At 72.5% G+C, this 17,393-nt stretch carries 12 protein-coding genes; 9 read left to right on the top strand and 3 right to left on the bottom strand.

What is annotated here, in order from left to right; translation table 11 throughout:
* Window positions 1-92: 92 nt before the first annotated feature.
* The gene (locus B0I28_RS13415; RefSeq protein WP_106364325.1) at window positions 93-464 is read left to right on the top strand and encodes a holo-ACP synthase; all 372 of its coding nucleotides are present in this window, start codon (window positions 93-95) and stop codon (window positions 462-464) included.
* A gap of 30 nt (window positions 465-494) precedes the next feature.
* Window positions 495-1,955 carry an NAD(P)H-hydrate dehydratase gene (locus tag B0I28_RS13410; RefSeq protein ID WP_106364324.1) on the top strand — a complete coding sequence of 487 codons (1,461 nt, stop codon included), beginning with the start codon at window positions 495-497 and terminating at the stop codon, window positions 1,953-1,955.
* Window positions 1,956-2,061: 106 nt separating this feature from the next.
* On the opposite strand, the gene B0I28_RS13405 is transcribed toward B0I28_RS13410, so the two are convergent.
* Entirely contained in the window at window positions 2,062-2,559 is a 498-nt protein-coding gene (locus B0I28_RS13405) for a cysteine dioxygenase (protein WP_106364323.1), read from the bottom strand.
* 333 nt (window positions 2,560-2,892) lie between these two features.
* Between B0I28_RS13405 and B0I28_RS13400 the strand changes: the two genes are divergently transcribed.
* Entirely contained in the window at window positions 2,893-3,852 is a 960-nt protein-coding gene (locus tag B0I28_RS13400; RefSeq protein ID WP_146148090.1) for a C40 family peptidase, read from the top strand.
* A gap of 68 nt (window positions 3,853-3,920) precedes the next feature.
* Here B0I28_RS13400 and B0I28_RS13395 read toward each other — a convergent pair whose 3' ends face one another.
* The gene (locus tag B0I28_RS13395) at window positions 3,921-5,945 is read right to left on the bottom strand and encodes a SpoIIE family protein phosphatase (RefSeq protein ID WP_106364322.1); all 2,025 of its coding nucleotides are present in this window, start codon (window positions 5,943-5,945) and stop codon (window positions 3,921-3,923) included.
* A gap of 342 nt (window positions 5,946-6,287) precedes the next feature.
* On the opposite strand from B0I28_RS13395, the gene B0I28_RS13390 reads away from it, so the two are divergent.
* The 6 genes from B0I28_RS13390 to B0I28_RS13360 all read left to right on the top strand — a co-directional run bounded on the left by B0I28_RS13390 (window position 6,288) and on the right by B0I28_RS13360 (window position 14,874).
* Window positions 6,288-10,721, top strand: a complete 4,434-nt coding sequence (locus B0I28_RS13390; protein WP_106364321.1) for a HAMP domain-containing protein — start codon at window positions 6,288-6,290, stop codon at window positions 10,719-10,721.
* Window positions 10,718-11,272: a response regulator gene (locus B0I28_RS13385; protein ID WP_106364320.1), complete on the top strand. Its 555-nt coding sequence runs from the start codon at window positions 10,718-10,720 to the stop codon at window positions 11,270-11,272. Before B0I28_RS13390 ends, B0I28_RS13385 begins: the two co-directional genes overlap by 4 nt.
* Before the next feature lie 321 nt (window positions 11,273-11,593).
* Window positions 11,594-11,968 (top strand): STAS domain-containing protein, encoded by a 375-nt coding sequence (locus B0I28_RS13380; protein WP_106364319.1) that lies wholly within the window; start codon window positions 11,594-11,596, stop codon window positions 11,966-11,968.
* Window positions 11,965-13,338 carry a PrsW family intramembrane metalloprotease gene (locus tag B0I28_RS13375; protein ID WP_106364318.1) on the top strand — a complete coding sequence of 458 codons (1,374 nt, stop codon included), beginning with the start codon at window positions 11,965-11,967 and terminating at the stop codon, window positions 13,336-13,338. Before B0I28_RS13380 ends, B0I28_RS13375 begins: the two co-directional genes overlap by 4 nt.
* Before the next feature lie 468 nt (window positions 13,339-13,806).
* Entirely contained in the window at window positions 13,807-14,313 is a 507-nt protein-coding gene (locus B0I28_RS13365) for a tRNA adenosine deaminase-associated protein (protein WP_106364316.1), read from the top strand.
* Between the two features lie 12 nt (window positions 14,314-14,325).
* Window positions 14,326-14,874 carry a nucleoside deaminase gene (locus tag B0I28_RS13360; protein WP_106364315.1) on the top strand — a complete coding sequence of 183 codons (549 nt, stop codon included), beginning with the start codon at window positions 14,326-14,328 and terminating at the stop codon, window positions 14,872-14,874.
* 231 nt (window positions 14,875-15,105) lie between these two features.
* Here the strand turns inward: B0I28_RS13360 and B0I28_RS13355 are convergent, their stop codons facing one another.
* Window positions 15,106-17,262 carry a (Fe-S)-binding protein gene (locus B0I28_RS13355; RefSeq protein WP_106364314.1) on the bottom strand — a complete coding sequence of 719 codons (2,157 nt, stop codon included), beginning with the start codon at window positions 17,260-17,262 and terminating at the stop codon, window positions 15,106-15,108.
* Between the last annotated feature and the right edge of the window lie 131 nt (window positions 17,263-17,393).

Raw genomic sequence — 17,393 nt, 5'->3', positions numbered from 1 at the left:
GTCCACAACCGGCCCCGCGACAGACCCCCACGCTCGCGGATGAACCCGCCCGAACAGGGGCGGGACGCCCGATCCCGTGGCACTCTTGACGGGTGATCGTCGCCGTGGGCATAGACGTCGTAGCCGTGGACCGGTTCGAGCGCGTACTCGAACGGACCCCGCACGTCGCCGACAAGCTCTTCACCGAGGCCGAGCGCAGCGCCCCCGACGGGCGCCGACGCCGCACCGAGTCCCTCGCCGCCCGCTTCGCCGCCAAGGAGGCCGTCGCGAAAGCCCTCGGCGCCCCCGGCGGAATGCGCTGGGCCGACTGCCAAGTGCTCTCCGAACCCGACGGCCGCCCCTCCCTCACCATCACCGGATCGGTGGCCGCCGTCGCCGCACAGCGTGGCGTCTCGCGCTGGCACGTCTCGCTGTCGCATGATGGCGGTATAGCGACAGCGGTGGTGATCGCCGAGACGGCCTGACGGCCAACGACGTTCCGGAGAGGAACAGCCATGGACGGTGCATGGACGGCAGCGGCGGTCCGCCGCGCGGAAGCCCAGCTGATGGCGACGCTCCCGCCGGGGACCCTCATGCAGCGCGCCGCGGCCGGCCTCGCCGCCGAATGCGCCGCCATCCTGAAAGAGCAGCGATCCACCCGGACCGGGCGCGCGGGCGTCTACGGCGCCACCGTGATCGTCCTCGCCGGGCCCGGCGACAACGGCGGCGACGCGCTGTTCGCCGCCGCCCGCCTCGCTCGCCGCGGCGCCCGCGTCTTCGCCGTCCCCGTCATGGGCGGGCGCGTCCACCCCGTCGCCGCCGCCGCGCTCACCCGCGCGGGCGGGCGCCTCGTCGCCGAGCCGCCCCGCCGCTGCGACCTCCTCCTCGACGGCGTCCTCGGCATCGGCGGCCGCCCCGGCCTGCCCGGCCGCGCCATCGACCAGCTCGCCCGCATCGACGCCGGAACCGTTGTCGCCGTTGACGTCCCCTCCGGCGTGGACGTCGACACCGGCGCCGTCCCCGCCAGCGCCGTCACCGCCGACACCACCGTCGCGTTCGGCTCCCGCAAGCCCTGCCACGTGCTCGGCCGCGCCGCGCTGCTCACCGGGCGGCTCGTCCTCGTCGACATCGGACTGGCCCCGCACCTCGACCCGAACCCGGCCGTGAGGGTCGCCGACGAGGCGGACATCGCCCGGTGGTGGCACCGGCCGGGCCCCGACGACGACAAGTACACGCGGGGCGTCGTCGGCGTCGCGGCCGGCTCCGACCGGTACCCGGGCGCGGCGGTCCTGTCGACCGCGGGCGCGCTCGCGGGCCCCGCCGGGTACGTCAGGTACGCGGGCGGGGCGTCGGAGTTCGTGCGGCGCAGCCACCCCGAGGTGGTGTGCACGCCGACGGTGAAGGAGGCCGGGCGGGTGCAGGCGTGGCTGGCCGGGCCCGGGTTCGGGACCGACGAGGCCGCGCTCGGGGAGCTGCGGTCGGTGCTCGTGTCGCCCGCGCCCGCGGTGCTGGACGCGGATGCGCTGACGCTGATCGGGGAGTACCCGTCGGTGCTGTCGCGGCGGGAGGCGCCGGTGGTGCTCACGCCGCACGACCGCGAGTACGAGCGGCTGTACGGCTCGCCGCCGAGCGAGGACCGCGGCGCCGCCGCGGCGGCGCTGGCGAAGCGGCTCAACTGCACGGTGCTGCTGAAGGGGCATCACACGGTGGTCGCGTCGAGCGACGGCGCGGTGTGGGCGAACCCGACGGGGCGGCCGCAGCTGGCGACCGCGGGGTCCGGGGACGTGCTCGCGGGGTTCATGGCCTCGCTGCTGGCGTCCGGGATGGACGGGGTGCGGGCGGCGGTGGCGGCGGCGTTCCTGCACGGCCGCGCGGGCGGGATCGCCTCGGCCGGGCACCGGACGGTGACGGCCTCCGATGTGGCGCGCGCCTTGCCGGGCGCGGTGGGCGCGGTGCTGGGCGCGGCCCGCGCGTAAGCGGGTTTCGGCGGGACGTAATGCGCTGCGGGAGTGTCGGACCCGCGAGGGAGGCTTGAGTATCGGGGGAGCTCGCGCCCCCCGCCTGTCGGCGTGCCCGCGGGCGCTACCAGTCTTCGCCTGCGCGTTTGATGCGGGAGGGGGCGAGGCCGGTTTCGTCGAGGAGGTAGGTGCGCATCGCTTCGAGGCCGGGCGAGTAGACGTGGAGGCTGACGGCGGGTTCGGGGGAGTCGTTGCGCATGGCGTGGACGGTGCGGTCGTCGACGGCGGTGACGTCCCCTGCCGTCAGCGGCTGGCGGCGGAGGCCGGGGAAGTCGCCGGGGGTGACGGTGTACTCGGTGAGGCGGCCGGAGACGACGGCGACCGCTGCGGCGGCGGGGCGGGCGACGCCGCCGTGGTCGTGGAGTTCGGTGCCCTGGCCGGGGAGCCAGGCGAGGAGCCAGGCCTCGTGGTCGGGTCCGGCGAGGACGCGGCGGGCCCAGCGGCTGGCCTTGGTGAAGCGGGGGTTGAGGGTGAGGTTCGCGGCGTAGAACCCGGCGAGCGCTTCGAGGCGGTCGGTGCCGAGGACGGCGGGTGCGGCGGAGATCATGGCGGGCGTGCGCATGTGCGGAATGGACCTTCGGTGCGTCGGAACGGTTGTCGGTGTCTGGGCGCGCCGAGCCGCCCGGGGGCGGGTCAGCGCTGGTGACAGCGGCGACGGGGACACGACGTGAAGGCCATGGCCCCATCGTAGCAATTCCCAGGCAACTCACAGGAGCGACACACCTCCGGTGGGAGTGCCGTTACGCTGCGAATTTGTCACTACCGGGGTCTTCCGGCGGCGAATTGGCCGCGCTAGGCTCATGTCTGGCCTCGCCGGGCCGCCGCGCGGCCGGCCCCGCCCTCGGTAGCCCCGGTCGCCTCCCGACCTCCCGAATCCCGAAGGAGCACCCTCCTCGTGAAGCACTCGTCCGTCCGCCGCAAGTGGACTTCCGCCGCCGTGATCGGCGGGCTCCTGGTCTCCACCGCCGCCTCCGCGCCCGCGTTCGCGCAGCGCGACACCGGCGACGTCAACGACGAGATCGAGCAGACCGACGAGGACCTCGCCGCCGCCGTCGACGAGTACAACCAGCTGGTGCAGGAGATCGAGGACAACGAGCACCTCATCGAGGAGACCGAGGTCTACCTCGAAGACGCCGAGACGAACCTGGACTCCCTGCGCGACCAGCTCTCCGCGTACATCCAGTCGGCGTACGTGGACCAGGGGATCGGGGACGCGGCGATGCTGCTCGACTCGGGCTCCCCCGACGCGTTCGTGGAGCGCATGGACCGCCTCAACTCGGCGAACCTGTACAACTTCGAGCTGATGGACGAGCTGCGCGCCGCCTCCGAGGAGTACACGACGCAGCTCGACCTCCTCAACGACCTCCAGACCGACATGGCCGCCGACAAGGAGGCCCTTGAGGTCAAGGCCGACGAGCTCACCGAGCGGATCGACGAGCTCAACGAGGAGTGGCAGACCGTCGCCGGCGACGCCGTCAACGAGTTCGACCTCCCGCACATGACCGACGACCAGCTCACGGTCGTCAACTACGCGCTCGCGCAGCGCGGCGACTGGTACGTGTGGGGCGCCGCCGGTCCCGACAACTGGGACTGCTCGGGCCTCATCCTCGGCGCGTACGCGCAGATCGGCATCAACCTGCCGCACAACGCCGCCGCCCAGTACAGCCAGACCGCGAGCATCAGCCGCGACGAGCTCCAACCGGGCGACCTGGTCTTCTACAACAACCTGGCGCACGTCGGCATGTACATCGGCAACGGCCTGATCGTGCACGCCCCGAACTCCTCCACGTACGTGAAGGTCGTGTCGATCGACCACGGCAACTCGTACTACGGCGCCACGACGATCCTGCACTAGGGGTCCGACGGTCTTCAGGCCCCGCGGCCGGAGCCGCGGGGCCTTTTCCGTGCCTTGGGGACTCGGGCCTACTCGGGGTCGCAGCGGACGACGAGGATGGCGATGTCGTCGCGGGGCGACTCGGGGGAGAACGCCTCGACGGCCTCCAGGAGCGCCGTGGCGATCTGGCGGGCGCTCTTGCCCGCGGCGCCGCGCACGGCCCGCTCGATGCGCTCGTGGCCGAACATGGCGGCGCCGTCGCGGCGCTCGGTGACGCCGTCGGTGAAGAACACGAGCGCGTCGCCCGCGTCGAGGCGCACGTCCTCGGGGTTCACCTTCACGTCGGGGAACAGGCCGACAGCGGTGCCCTCGCGCCCGACCCACTCGATCCCCCCGGCGGCGCGCAGCAGCAGCGGCCGCTCGTGCCCGGACAGGCACAGCGTCGCGGTGACCGACCCGGCCCGGTCGCGGTCGAGGAGCGCGGAGGCGATGGTCGCGTAGCGGAGGTCCCCGGGCTGCTCCAGGAGGGTCGCGTTGAGCAGTTCGAGGGCGCGCGGGAGGGGGCGGCCGTCGCGGGCCATGACCCGCAGCACGTCCCGGACGACGCCGGTGACGGCCGCGGCCTGCGCGCCCTTCCCGCACACGTCGCCGATCGCGACCCACAGCCGGTGGTCGGGCAGCTCGGTGGCGTCGTAGAAGTCGCCGCCGACCTCGGTGCCGACGACGGGCCCGGGCCCGGACCCGGGCAGGCGCCGGGCGGTCGCGGGCAGGTACTCGGCGGCGAAGGAGACCCCGGCGACGTCGGGGAGCGACCCGGGCATGAGCGCGGCCTGGAGCTCGTGGGCGACAGCCTGGCGCTCCGCGTGGATGCGGGCGTTGTCGAGGGCGAGCGCGGAGCGCTTCGCGAGGTCGGCGATGACGGCGCGCTCCTCGGAGGAGTGGTGCCGGTCGGCGTGGCGGCCGACGGTGAGGACGCCGATGGTCGCGCCCCGCGCCGACAGGGGCACGGCGATCGCGTCGAGGCCGCGGGGGACGGGCAGCTCCATGCCGGTCCACCCGTCGGTGGTGAGCGCGGCGCCGAGCGGCTCGGCGGCGGCTTCGAGGCGGGCGCGCAGGTGCTCCAGCTCGCCCTCCTCGACGTGGGTGAGGGCGGCGAGGCGCAGGCCCGCGCCGTCGCCGGTGAGGCTGACGGCGGCCCACCGGCCCAGCTGGGGGACGACGAGCTGCGGGATGAGCGCGACGGTGAGGTGCTCTTCGAGGGAGTGCGCGAGGAGCTCCCCGGCCTCGGCGAGGTACGTGAGCCACCCGGAGCGGCGCTGCTCGTCGGTGCGCATCCGGTCGATCTGGACGGCGAGGGCGACGCGCTCGGCGACGAGGTCGGCGAGGGGCCGCCACGACGGCTTCGGGTCCCCGGCGAGGACGAGGCGGCCGTTCGCGGGCGCGGTGAGCGGCAGCGAGGCGGTGACCGCGGGCGCGCCGACGTCCCCGAACTTGGCGATGACCTGCGCGCCGGTGCCGTCCCCGGCGTCGTACTCGATGGCGCCGCCGTCGGCGCCGGTCGCGTCGTGGCAGCGGGCGAGCAGCTCGGTGACGATCTGGTCGACCGGGAGGCGGGACTGGAGCGCGGGGGCGACGGTGAGGAGCGCGGCGAGCTGCCCCAGGTCGGGTTCGCTCTCGCCGCCGTCGTCGGGGGCCGGGCGCGGCGCCGGGGGCGCGTCCGGGTCGCGGTCGATGCGGAACCAGATCGACTTGCCGGTCTGGTCGTGGGTGGTCCCCCACGAGGACGCGAACCGGTCGACCAGGAGCAGGCCGCGCCCGCCCTCCGCGGTGACCTCGGGCATGGCGGTGTCGAGCGGGTCGATGCCGCCGGAGCGGTAGTCGGTGACGGTGACGCGCACGCCGATCGAGTCGGCGGCGACGGTCAGGTTGATGTCGGTCCCGGCGTGGACGACGCCGTTCGTCGCGAGTTCGGTGGTGAGCAGCAGGGTCTCGTCGAGCAGCTCGGTGAGCCCGGCCTCGGCGAGGACCGCGCGCACGGCGGCGCGGGCTGCGGCGGGGGAGCGGTCGTCGGCCGGCAGCCGCAGCCGACGGGCGGCCCTCTCGGGGTACGTCACCGGGCCAGTCTATGCCCGTCGCCCATGCGCCCGCCGCACCCGTTCGGGGCCGTCTACCTGCCGCTGGACGGGCGGGCGGCCCCGCGCGGGCGCCGCGGGCCTCCCCGGGCGCGCGGCGGCCCGACCGCGTTGCGCCGCTTGGGGAGACGGCCGCGGTTTCGCAGGGTGCCGCGCGGGGAACCCGCCGGGCCCGGCGGGGTGCGCGCGGCGGGTCCCGCTGCGTCCCCTTCCCGTGACGTGTCGTGACCGGATACCTCCCCCTGAGTAACCTGCCTTCACGTTTGCCCCCCGGTTGTGACACCCTGGAAGGGCCGCCTGTCTCCGCAGCTGAGGAACCATGCCATGACGGACACCGTTTCCCGTACAGCGAACCCGACCGACGAGTCCGACCTGCTCAGGAGCCTGGCCGATGCGCTGGGCGCCGTCGAGCGGGGCGACTTCTCGGTGCGTCTGCCGCGCGGGGAGGGCCTGGCCGGGGAGGTCGTCGACCGGTTCAACGCGGTGGTCGAGCAGGCCGACCGGCAGACCCGCGACCTCGCGCTCATCGCCCGCGCGGTGGGCCAGGAGGGGTCGTGGAACCACCGGCTCGTCATCGAGCACCTCGACGGCGGCTGGTCCGAGGGCGCCGCGAGCGTCAACCGGCTCGTGGAGGACCTGGTGCGGCCCACGACCGAGCTGGGGCGGGTCCTGGAGGCGGTCGCCGCGGGCGACCTGTCGCAGGAGGCGGCCCTGGAGATCGACGGGACGCAGCTGCGCGGCGAGTTCCGGCGCCTCGGCGAGACCGTCAACCGCATGGTCGGGCTGCTGCGGTCCTTCGCCGGCGAGGTGACGCGTGTCGCGCGCGAGGTGGGCACGGAGGGCCAGCTCGGCGGGCAGGCCGACGTCCAGGGCGTCTCGGGCACGTGGCGGTCGCTGACGGACGCGGTGAACACCATGGCGTCGAACCTGACCGAGCAGGTGCGGTCGATCTCGACGGTGACGCAGGCGATCGCCTCGGGCGACCTGAACCAGAAGATCACCGTCAAGGCCTCCGGCGAGGTCGCCGAGCTCGCCGACACCATCAACTCCCTCACCGAGACCCTCCAGGTGTTCGCGGGCGAGGTCACGCGTGTGGCGCGCGAGGTCGGCACCGAGGGGCGCCTGGGCGGCCAGGCGGACGTGCCGGGCGTCTCGGGCACGTGGAAGGACCTCACCGAGTCGGTGAACGACATGGCCTCCAGCCTCACCGACCAGGTCCGCGACATCGCGAAGGTCACCGGCGCGGTCGCGCGCGGCGACCTGAACCAGAAGATCGCCGTGTCCGCGCAGGGCGAGATCCTCGAACTCAAGACCACCGTCAACACGATGGTCGACCAGCTGTCGAACTTCGCCGACGAGGTCACGCGCGTCGCGCGCGAGGTCGGCACCGAGGGGCGCCTCGGCGGGCAGGCGCAGGTGTTCGGGGTCTCCGGGACCTGGCGCGACCTGACGCAGAACGTGAACCAGCTCGCCGCGAACCTCACCGAGCAGGTCCGCAACATCGCGAAGGTCACCAGCGCCGTCGCCGCGGGCGACCTGGGGCAGAAGATGACCGTCGACGCCAAGGGCGAGGTCGCCGAGGTCAAGATGACCGTGAACACGATGGTCGACCAGCTGTCGCGGTTCGCCGACGAAGTCACCCGTGTGGCCCGTGAAGTCGGATCACAAGGCCGACTGGGCGGCCAGGCGGACGTGCCGGGCGTCTCGGGCACGTGGAAGGACCTCACCGAGAACGTCAACCTCATGGCCGCGAACCTGACGAGCCAGGTGCGGAACATCTCGTCGGTGGCCTCCGCGGTCGCCTCCGGCGACCTGAACCGGCAGATCACCGTGGACGCGCAGGGCGAGATGCTCGAACTGAAGTCCACGATGAACTCGATGGTGGCGCAGCTGTCCCAGTTCGCCGACGAGGTCACCCGTGTGGCCCGCGAGGTCGGCACCGACGGGAAGCTCGGCGGCCAGGCGAACGTGCAGGGCGTCTCCGGGATCTGGGAGGCGCTCACCGACAACGTGAACTCCATGGCCTCCAACCTGACCAGCCAGGTGCGGAACATCTCGTCGGTGGCGAGCGCCATCGCCCGCGGCGACCTGAGCCGCCAGATCACCGTCGACGCGCAAGGCGAGATGCTGGAGCTGAAGTCGACGATGAACGCGATGGTCGACCGGCTCTCGTCCTTCGCCGACGAGGTCACGCGCGTCGCGCGCGAGGTCGGCACCGAGGGCCAGCTCGGCGGGCAGGCGAACGTCGCGGGCGTCTCGGGCACGTGGAAGGACCTCACCGACAACGTCAACTCGATGGCGACGAACCTGACGCTCCAGGTCCGCAACATCGCGGAGGTCACCACCGCGGTCGCCCGCGGCGACCTGAACCAGCAGATCACCGTCGACGCCCAGGGCGAGTTCCTGGAGATGAAGAACACCGTGAACACGATGGTGGACCAGCTGTCGAGCTTCGCCACGGAGGTCACGCGCGTCGCCCGCGAGGTCGGCGTCGAGGGGAACCTCGGCGGGCAGGCCGAGGTCGCCGGGGTCTCCGGCACCTGGCTCGCCCTGACCCGCAACGTGAACTCCCTGGCCGCGACCCTGACGCTCCAGCTGCGCGCCATCGCGAACGTCGCCCACGCCGTGGCCCGCGGCGACCTCACCCAGTCCGTGGACTTCGAGGCCGCGGGCGAGATCGCCGACCTCACCGAGTCGATCAACCAGATGATCACCGCGCTGCGCGACAAGACCCGCCAGAACACCGACGCGGACTGGCTCAACTCGAACCTGGCGCGGATCTCCTCGCTCCTCCAGGGCCGCCGCGGCGTCGAGGAGGTCACGCGGATGGTCCTCGACGAGGTCACGCCGCTCATCGACGCGCAGACGTCGACGTTCTACGTGCGCCACGAGGACGTCGCCGGGCACGTCACGTACCGGCTCAACGCCGTGTACGGGCACCCCAACCCCGGCGAGAAGAAGCTCATCGAGGACAACGAGGGCATGGTCGGGCAGGCCGCCGCCTCCAAGCGGACCATCCACCTGCACGACATCCCCGAGGGCTACCTGGAGATCTCCTCCGGGCTCGGGCAGGCCACCCCGACCGACCTGATCATCCTGCCCGTCCAGTTCGGCGACAAGGTCCGCGGCGTCATCGAGTTCGCCTCGTTCAACACCTACTCCGGGCTCCACAAGCGGTTCCTCGACGCGCTCGCGCCGAACGTCGGCGTCACCCTCGCCACCATCGAGGGCAACGCCCGCACCGAGGTGCTCCTGCGCGAGTCGCAGCGGATGGCGCAGGAGCTGCGCGCCCAGTCGAACCGGCTCCAGGAGACCAACGTCGAGCTGGAGGAGAAGGCGCAGCTCCTGTCGGCGCAGAACAAGGCCATCGAGCTGAAGAACGAGGAGGTCGAGACCGCCCGCAAGGACATCGAGGAGAAGGCCGACCAGCTCGCGCAGGCCTCGAAGTACAAGTCGGAGTTCCTCGCGAACGTCTCGCACGAGCTGCGCACCCCGCTGAACTCGCTGCTGCTGCTCGCGCGGCTCCTGTCGGAGAACACCGACGGGAACCTCTCGGAGCGGCAGGTCGAGTTCGCGCGCACCATCTACAACGCCGGCACCGACCTGCTCACCCTCATCGACGACATCCTCGACCTGTCGAAGATCGAGGCCGGGCGCATGGTCGTGTCCGTGCACCCGGTGGACCTCGCGGAGGTCCTCGGCGACATCGAGGCCGCGTTCCGGCCCCAGGCCGAGGACAAGGGCCTGGAGTTCAACGTGGACGTCGGCACGGGCGTGCCGCAGCTCATGCAGACCGACGGGCAGAAGTTCCAGCAGGTCCTGCGCAACCTCCTGTCGAACGCGGTGAAGTTCACGCGCGTCGGCTCCGTCACGCTCGCGGTGCGCCGCGTCCCCGCGGACCTCCGCTTCGACGCCCCGCACCTGAACGCCGCCGCCGAGCGGATCGCCTTGAGCGTCATCGACACCGGCATCGGCGTCGCCGAGGCGAAGAAGTCGATCATCTTCGAGCCGTTCCAGCAGGCCGACGGCACGACCCGCCGCAACTTCGGCGGCACCGGCCTGGGCCTGTCGATCTCCAAGTCCCTGTCGAACGCCCTCGGCGGCGACGTGTTCATCGAGCACACCGGCGACCACGGCTCCAAGTTCACGTTCGTGGTGCCCGTGGAGATCGACGCCGACGGCGAGCTGCCGCTCGTCCCCGCCGAGCTCCCCGTCCCGGTGGTGGAGCCCGGGATCCTCACCGGCGCGCCCGAGACGCCGTCCTCCTCCGCGGCGGCGCAGCACCTGGAGGGGACGACCGTGCTCATCGTCGACGACGACATCCGCAACGTGTTCGCGCTGACCGCGGCCCTGGAGCTGCACGGCATCGACGTCCACTACGCCGAGAACGGCGCCGACGGCATCGACGCGCTCCAGCAGCACCCGGGCATCGACATCGTCCTCATGGACTCGATGATGCCGGGCATGGACGGCAACGAGACCACGCGCGTGATCCGGCGCATGCCGCAGTTCGCAGACCTGCCGATCGTGTTCCTCACCGCGCAGGCGCTCGCCGAGCAGCGGGAGCAGTCCGTGGAGGCCGGCGCGAGCGCGTACCTCACCAAGCCCGTGGACCTCGACCTGCTGCTGGACACCATGTCCCACTGGATCGGCTCGAACGGCGCGGGGCGGGGCGGCGCACACGGCGCGGCACCCGCGGGCCGCCGCCGCGGCGCCGGGCGCGACAATGGCGAACCGACCTCTGGAGGCACCGCATGAGCACCGCCCGCGTCCTGCTCGTTGACGACAGGTCCGAGAACCTCCTCGCCCTTGAGGCGATCCTCCAAGGGCTGCCCGTGAACACGATCGCGGTCACCTCCGGGGAGGAGGCGCTCAAGCGGCTGCTCTCCGAGGACTACGCGGCGATCCTCCTCGACGCGCAGATGCCCGGCATGGACGGCTTCGAGACCGCCCGCCACATCAAGCAGCGCGAGAAGACCCGCCACACCCCGATCATCTTCCTCACCGCCGCCGACCGCGACGCGCACCTGGCGATGCGCGGCTACTCCGTCGGCGCCGTCGACTACATCACGAAGCCGTTCGACCCGTGGATGCTCCGCACCAAGGTCAAGGTGTTCATCGACCTGTGGGCGCAGGGCCAGGCCCTCCGCCAGACCTCCGAGCGCACCAAGGACCTCCGCGAACGCGAAGGCCACCTCACCCACCGCCTCGACCTCGCCCGCGACGCCCTCGCCGCCTGGCAGGAGGGCCGCGACACCGACCCCGAGATCGAACGCATCCTCGCCCTCCTCGAACCCGGAGCCGCCTGACCGCCCCCGCCGATTCCCGGGCACCCCGGCTGGCGGGGGGCGCGAGCTCCCCCGATACTCAAGCCTCCCTCGCGGGACCGACAACCCGCCGCGCCGCAGCGTGTTCGAACCGTAGCCCGCCCGGCGCCCCGGCGCGGACCTCGCGTCCCGTTCGCGGGCACGCGGAATGATGGGGGGCGCGAGGCCCCCCGATATTCAAGCCTCCCTCGGGGGTACGACAATCCGTGACCCGGCGTGCCCGGACCGCAACTGCGACAACGATTCGCGTTCGTGATGCACTCGGGCCTCCTGCCCCGGCGGAAAATCGGCTACGGTTGTGCCGTGGTGCACCAGAAGCTCGACATCTCGGTATACCGCGAGTCGAACGAGACGATCGTGGCGTTGACCGGCGAAATCGACCTCCACACCGCCCCCCGTCTCACCGGCGCCGTCGACGCCGCGCTCGCGGACGACCCCGTGCGCGTCGTCCTCGACATGCGCGGCGTCACGTTCTGCGACTCGCGCGGCCTCGGCACCCTCGTGATCCTCGCCAGGGCCGCCGCCCGCTCGCGCGCCGTCCTCGTCCTCGCGAACCTCGGCGACTTCCTCAAGCGCCTCCTCGCCGTCTCCGGCATCGGCGACCACTTCGTCATCCGCGAAGACCCCGACGACCCCGAAGGACCCGGCGCCGACGCCGACCGGGAGCGCGCCCGATGAACCTCGCCCTCTCCGACGCCGCCCTCACCCTCATCACCGTCCTCGGCATCGCCGCCGGACTCGCCATCACCGGCGCCGCCCTCGCCTGGTCGGGCCGGGCCCGCGGCAACCGCGGCCTCACCGTCACCGGCGTCGCCCTCCTCTTCGCCGGCGGCCTCACCGTCCTCGGCTGGGCCATCGTCGACGGCTCCGGCGCCCGCGCCGCCGCCGTCGGCCTCGTCGCCGCGCTCCTGCCCGCCCCGCTCCTCGTCGGCACCTTCATCTGGCTCGGCCGCTACCGCCGCCGCCCCTGGCTCGTCCTCGCGTTCTGCTTCGGCTGGGGCGCCTGCGTGGCCACCGCCATCGCACTCGGCGTCAACACCGGCGCCGCCTACCTCCTGCACCGCAGCGGCCTCGACCAGAACCTCGCCGCCGTCGTCTCCGCCCCCGTCATCGAGGAGATCGCGAAACTCCTCGGCCCCCTCCTCGTCTACTGGACCGCCCGCCGCCACCTCACCGGCACCCTCGACGCCATCGTCTACTGCGGACTCGCCGGGGCCGGCTTCGCCGTCTCCGAGAACGTCCTCTACGCCTCCGGCGCCTACGTCTCCGGCGCCGCCCTCGGCGACGCCGCCGGCATCGCCCAGGTCACCATCCTCGTCGTCGTCCGGGGCCTCGCCACCATGTTCGCCCACCCCCTCATGACCGGCCTCTCCGCGATCGGCCTCGGCCGCGCCGCCCGCCTCCCCGGCCGCAAGGGCAAGCAGGCCGCCTGGATCATCGGGATGCTCCTGTGCGGCATGGGACTCCACGCCCTCTGGAACGGCTCCTCCGTCCTCGGCGTTGCCCTCGACCTCCCCGCGCTCTGGTTCGCCCTCTACCCCGCGTTCCTCGCGCCCCTGTTCTTCACCATGGTCGGCGCCGCCCTCTGGCTCCGCGCCGCCGACGCCCGCCGCACCCAGACCGCCCTCGCCCCCCTCGTCGCCGCCGCGCAGCTCTCGCCCCCCGAACTCGCGTCCCTCGCCAGCTTCTCCCGCCGCTCCTCCGCCCGCGCCTGGGCCCGCCGCTGGGCCGGGAAGCCCGGCGAGGACGCCATGAAGGACTTCCAGCGCGCCGCCGACGACGTCGCCGAGCAGTACGACCTCGCCGGCATCGGCGCCCCCTGGAGCGACGCCGCCGTCCACGAAGGCGTGCACCGCATGAACACCGCCAGGACCGCCTACGCCGGACGCGACCCCCGCACCCCGCCCGCGCTGTGGGACGGCCGCCGCTACCACGTCGCCTTCCCCGACGGCGTCATGCGCCCCATCGACCCGCCCGCGCAGCCGGTCATGCCGCTGCCGCTCGCCCCGCCGCCGCCTCCCCCTGCGTACCCTGTCACCTATGCATGAGGGACCCATCGGGCCCACCTCCTGGACCGGCCCCGCCGCGCCCCCGGCGCGCACCGGGCGACCCGTCTGGAGGGAGCCCCACCCCGTCCGAGTCGGCCCCGTGGCCGCGGGCGCGGCCCTGTGCGGCCTGTGGGTGCTCCTGTGGCTCCTGGCCTACGCCAAGGGATCCGGGACGGGGCCCCTGACTGGGGCGGGCTTCGCCTGGGTGACTTTGGCCGCGAGTACGATCGGGGCTGTCGCCGCAGCCGCGCTGGCGCGCTACGGTGACCGCGGAGCTGCGGTCGGCGTAGCCGCCGTCGCAGGGACTGCCGCTGGGGTCGCAGGGCTCTCATGCGAGCTGTATCTTTTGCTGACCGGCGATTGGATCCTGTGGTTACATCGACCGCGGGCCGCCACATCCTTCAGTAGGTCGTTCGAGCTGTCGCCACGCGCGACTGGTTCCATTGAGTGAGAAGACGGGGACGGATCGTGTCGTATTTCGCTGTGGCCGTGGGCCGCGAGGGCGGTGAATGGGAGGCCGCGGAGGTCGACCTCGACGCTGTTGCCGACGTCGAGGACGCGGCCGAGGTCATGCGTGAGGCTTTCCCTGACGCCGACCTCACGCTGCTCTTCGTCGACGCCGACGACGAGTACCTGACGGTGATGCGCCTCGACAACGGCGACGACCTGCGCACCTTCGGGTCCGACGCCGAGTACGCGTCGCAGTCGCGCCTGGGCGAGGCCCTCCTGGGCGACCTCGAACCCGAGGACACCGAGGAGATCGACTCCGAGGACGAGGAGTCCATCGCGGCCCGCCCGACCGAGCTCGACGCCGAGCCCGTCGGCGAGGCGGACCTCCTGGGCGACCTGGGCGTGCCCGGCTCGACCCTGCTCGCCCTGTGCGCCAAGGAGGGCATGATGCCCTCCGACGTGGTCTCCGAGGTCGCCAAGTCCGTCGGGTTCACCGAGGCCCTGGAAGACGCCACCGGCGCCTAGCCGGCCCCCGCAATGCAGTCCCGCCGCGAGGTCCACGAGCACTGGATGCGGCGCGCCCTCGACGCGGCGCGCGGCACCGGCCTCCCGGCGGGCCCGGAGGCGCACCCACGGCCAGGCAGCCCGGCACGCCAGGCCGAACGCACCCCCGCCGCGGCCCGGCCCGACCTCCCCGTCGGCGCCGTCGTCGTCGGCCCCGACGGCCGCGAGCTCGCCGCCGCCGCCAACGCCCGCGAAGCCCTCGGCGACCCCACCGCCCACGCGGAGGTCCTCGCGCTCCGCGCGGCCGCCGCCGTCCACGGCGACGGCTGGCGGCTCGAAGGCTGCACCCTCGTGGTCACCCTGGAGCCGTGCACGATGTGCGCGGGCGCCGCCGTGCTCGCCCGGGTGGGTGAAATCGTCTTCGGCGCTTGGGAACCCAAGACCGGCGCGGTCGGCTCCCTGTGGGACGTCGTGCGCGACCCCCGCCTCAACCACAACCCCGACGTCTACGCCGGCGTCCTCGAAGCCGAGTCCGCGGCGCTCCTGCGGGAGCACTTCGGACGGAGTCCGAACCAGCGGTAGAGCGGACGGAGTCCGAACCAGGAGCGCAGCGGACGGAGTCCGAACCAGCGGTAGAGCGGACGGAGTCCGAACCAGGAGCGCAGCGGACGGAGTCCGAACCAGCGGTTCGGGCGTTTTCCGGCGCCAGCCTTCAAAACGGACAAACGAAGGACCCCCGATGCCAAGGGTGGCACGGGGGTCCGACAGTCGGCGCTCCGATCTTCCGGCGCTCCGGTAGTTTCCGGTCGCGGCCTACTCCGCCGGGGCGGCGGCCGCCTTCTCCGCCTTCACTTCGCGGCTCCTCGCGAGGAGCTGGGCGATGTCGATCACCTCGACGTCCTCGCGGCCCGCGTCGGCGACGCCGTCGCGGAGCATCGTGGAGCAGAACGGGCAGCCGACCGCGACCGTGTTCGCGCCCGTGGCGACGGCCTCGTCGGCGCGCTCGCGGTTGACGCGCTTGCCGAGCGGCTCCTCCAGCCACATCCGCGCGCCGCCCGCGCCGCAGCAGAACGAGCGCTCGGCGTTGCGCGGCATCTCGGTGACCTCCGCGAACGTCCCGAGCAGTTCGCGCGGCGGCGTGAAGATCCGGTTGTGGCGGCCCAGGTAGCACGGGTCGTGGTAGGTGAGCTTGCCGTCGTGCTGCTCGACCGGCGTGATCTTCCCGGCCTGCACGAGGTCCCCGAGGAGCTCGGTGTGGTGCACGACCTCGTAGTGGCCGCCGAGGTCCTCGTACTCGTTGCCGATGGTGTTCAGGCAGTGCGGGCAGGTCGCGACGATCTTCACCGCGCCGACCTCGTTGAGCGTCTCCACGTTCTGCTCGGCGAGCATCTGGTACATGAACTCGTGGCCGATGCGCCGCGCCGAGTCGCCCGTGCACGTCTCGGCCTCGCCGAGGACCGCGAACTTGACGCCCGCGTCGTGCAGCAGGGTCGCCACCGCGCGGGACGTCTTCTGCGCCTTCGGGTCGTACGCGCCCGCGCAGCCCACCCAGTACAGGTACTCGAAGTCCCCGCCCGCCTCGGCGATCGGCACCTCGAAGTCGAGGCCCTCGGCCCACTTGAGGCGCTGCGCGGGGTTCTCGCCCCACGGGTTGCCCTTGTTCTCCAGGTTGCGGAGCATCGTCTGGGCCTCGGCCGGGAAGTCCGACTCGATCATGACCATGTTGCGGCGCAGGTCCAGGATGTGGTCGACGTGCTCGATGTCGACCGGGCACTGCTCGACGCACGCGCCGCAGGTCGTGCACGACCACAGTACGTCGGGGTCGATGACCGTCCCGATGATCGAGATCGGCTCGATCTCCACGGTGTCGGTGCCGCGCTCCTTCGCGATGGCCGCGGCCTTCAGGTACGGCGCCTGCTCGTACAGGTGGTCGCGCAGGTCCGTGATGAGCTTCTTCGGCGACAGCGGCTTCCCGGTGTTCCATGCGGGGCACTGGGACTGGCAGCGTCCGCACTCGGTGCACGTGGAGAAGTCCAGCAGGCCCTTCCACGAGAAGTCGGTGATCACGTTGACGCCGAACGGGTCCGTCTCCGGGTCGGCCTGCTCGAAGTCCGCGGGCTCGCCCTTGACGAGCATCGGCTTGGCCGCGCCCAGCGAGACCGCGCCGCCCGCGTTCCGCTTGAAGTAGATGTTGAAGAACGCCGTCACCCGGTGCCAGCCGATGCCCATCGACGGGTGCAGCGCGAGCATCAGGAAGAACGTCCACGACACGAGGATGTCGAGCAGCGCCACCAGGGTGACCGCCGTCAGCAGGCCGTCCTCGGAGGCGCCGCTCCACACGCCCGCGATGAGCGAGGAGACCGGGGAGGTCCACTCGTGCTCGATATCCCCGAGCGCGAGCTTGAACGTGCGGATCGTCATGTGCGACAGGACGATCGTGAAGATCGTGGCCTCGATGTAGAAGGCCATCCACTGCCGGGAGCCCTCGAACCGCGACGAGGAGCGCCGCTGCCCGGCGTCCGAGGCGGTGCCCTGCGGCGGCACCTTGTTCGCGCGCGGCTGCCGCACCATCCGGACCGCGAACAGGCCGAGGATCGCCAGGCCGGTGAGCACCGTGAGGATCTCGGAGAACAGCAGCCACGGGCCCCAGTGGCCCACGATCGGCAGGGCCCAGTGGGGGTTGAGGACCTCGAAGTACGACTGCGCGAGGGCCGGGAACAGCAGGAAGAACCCGAAGAACACGGCCCAGTGCGCCAGGCCGACCCAGTGCCACTGGAGCATCCTGGTGTGCCCCAGGGACTCCCGCAGCATCGTCTTCACCCGCGTCCCGCGCTCGCCCTTCCGCGTCAGGTCCGGCGCCCCGAGCCTGACGAGCGCGAGCATCCCCAGCCCGGCGCGGACGAACAGCCCGATGGCGAGCGCGGTGTACGCGAACGCGATCACGGCGGTGACGATCTGGACGACTCCCATGGCGACCTCTCGACTGGTGTGTTCACACGTACTGCCCACGACAGTGCGGTGCTGCCGATCACCCTACATGTTACTGACCAGTAGCCATCCTGTCGAATCACCCCGCCCCGCCCTGCCGCACGCGCGGTGCA

Source organism: Glycomyces artemisiae (assembly GCF_003002955.1).
GTDB lineage: Bacteria > Actinomycetota > Actinomycetes > Mycobacteriales > Micromonosporaceae > Glycomyces > Glycomyces artemisiae.
The sequence above is the reverse complement of the archived record's forward strand: the minus strand, read 5'-3'. Positions and strand labels throughout refer to the sequence as shown.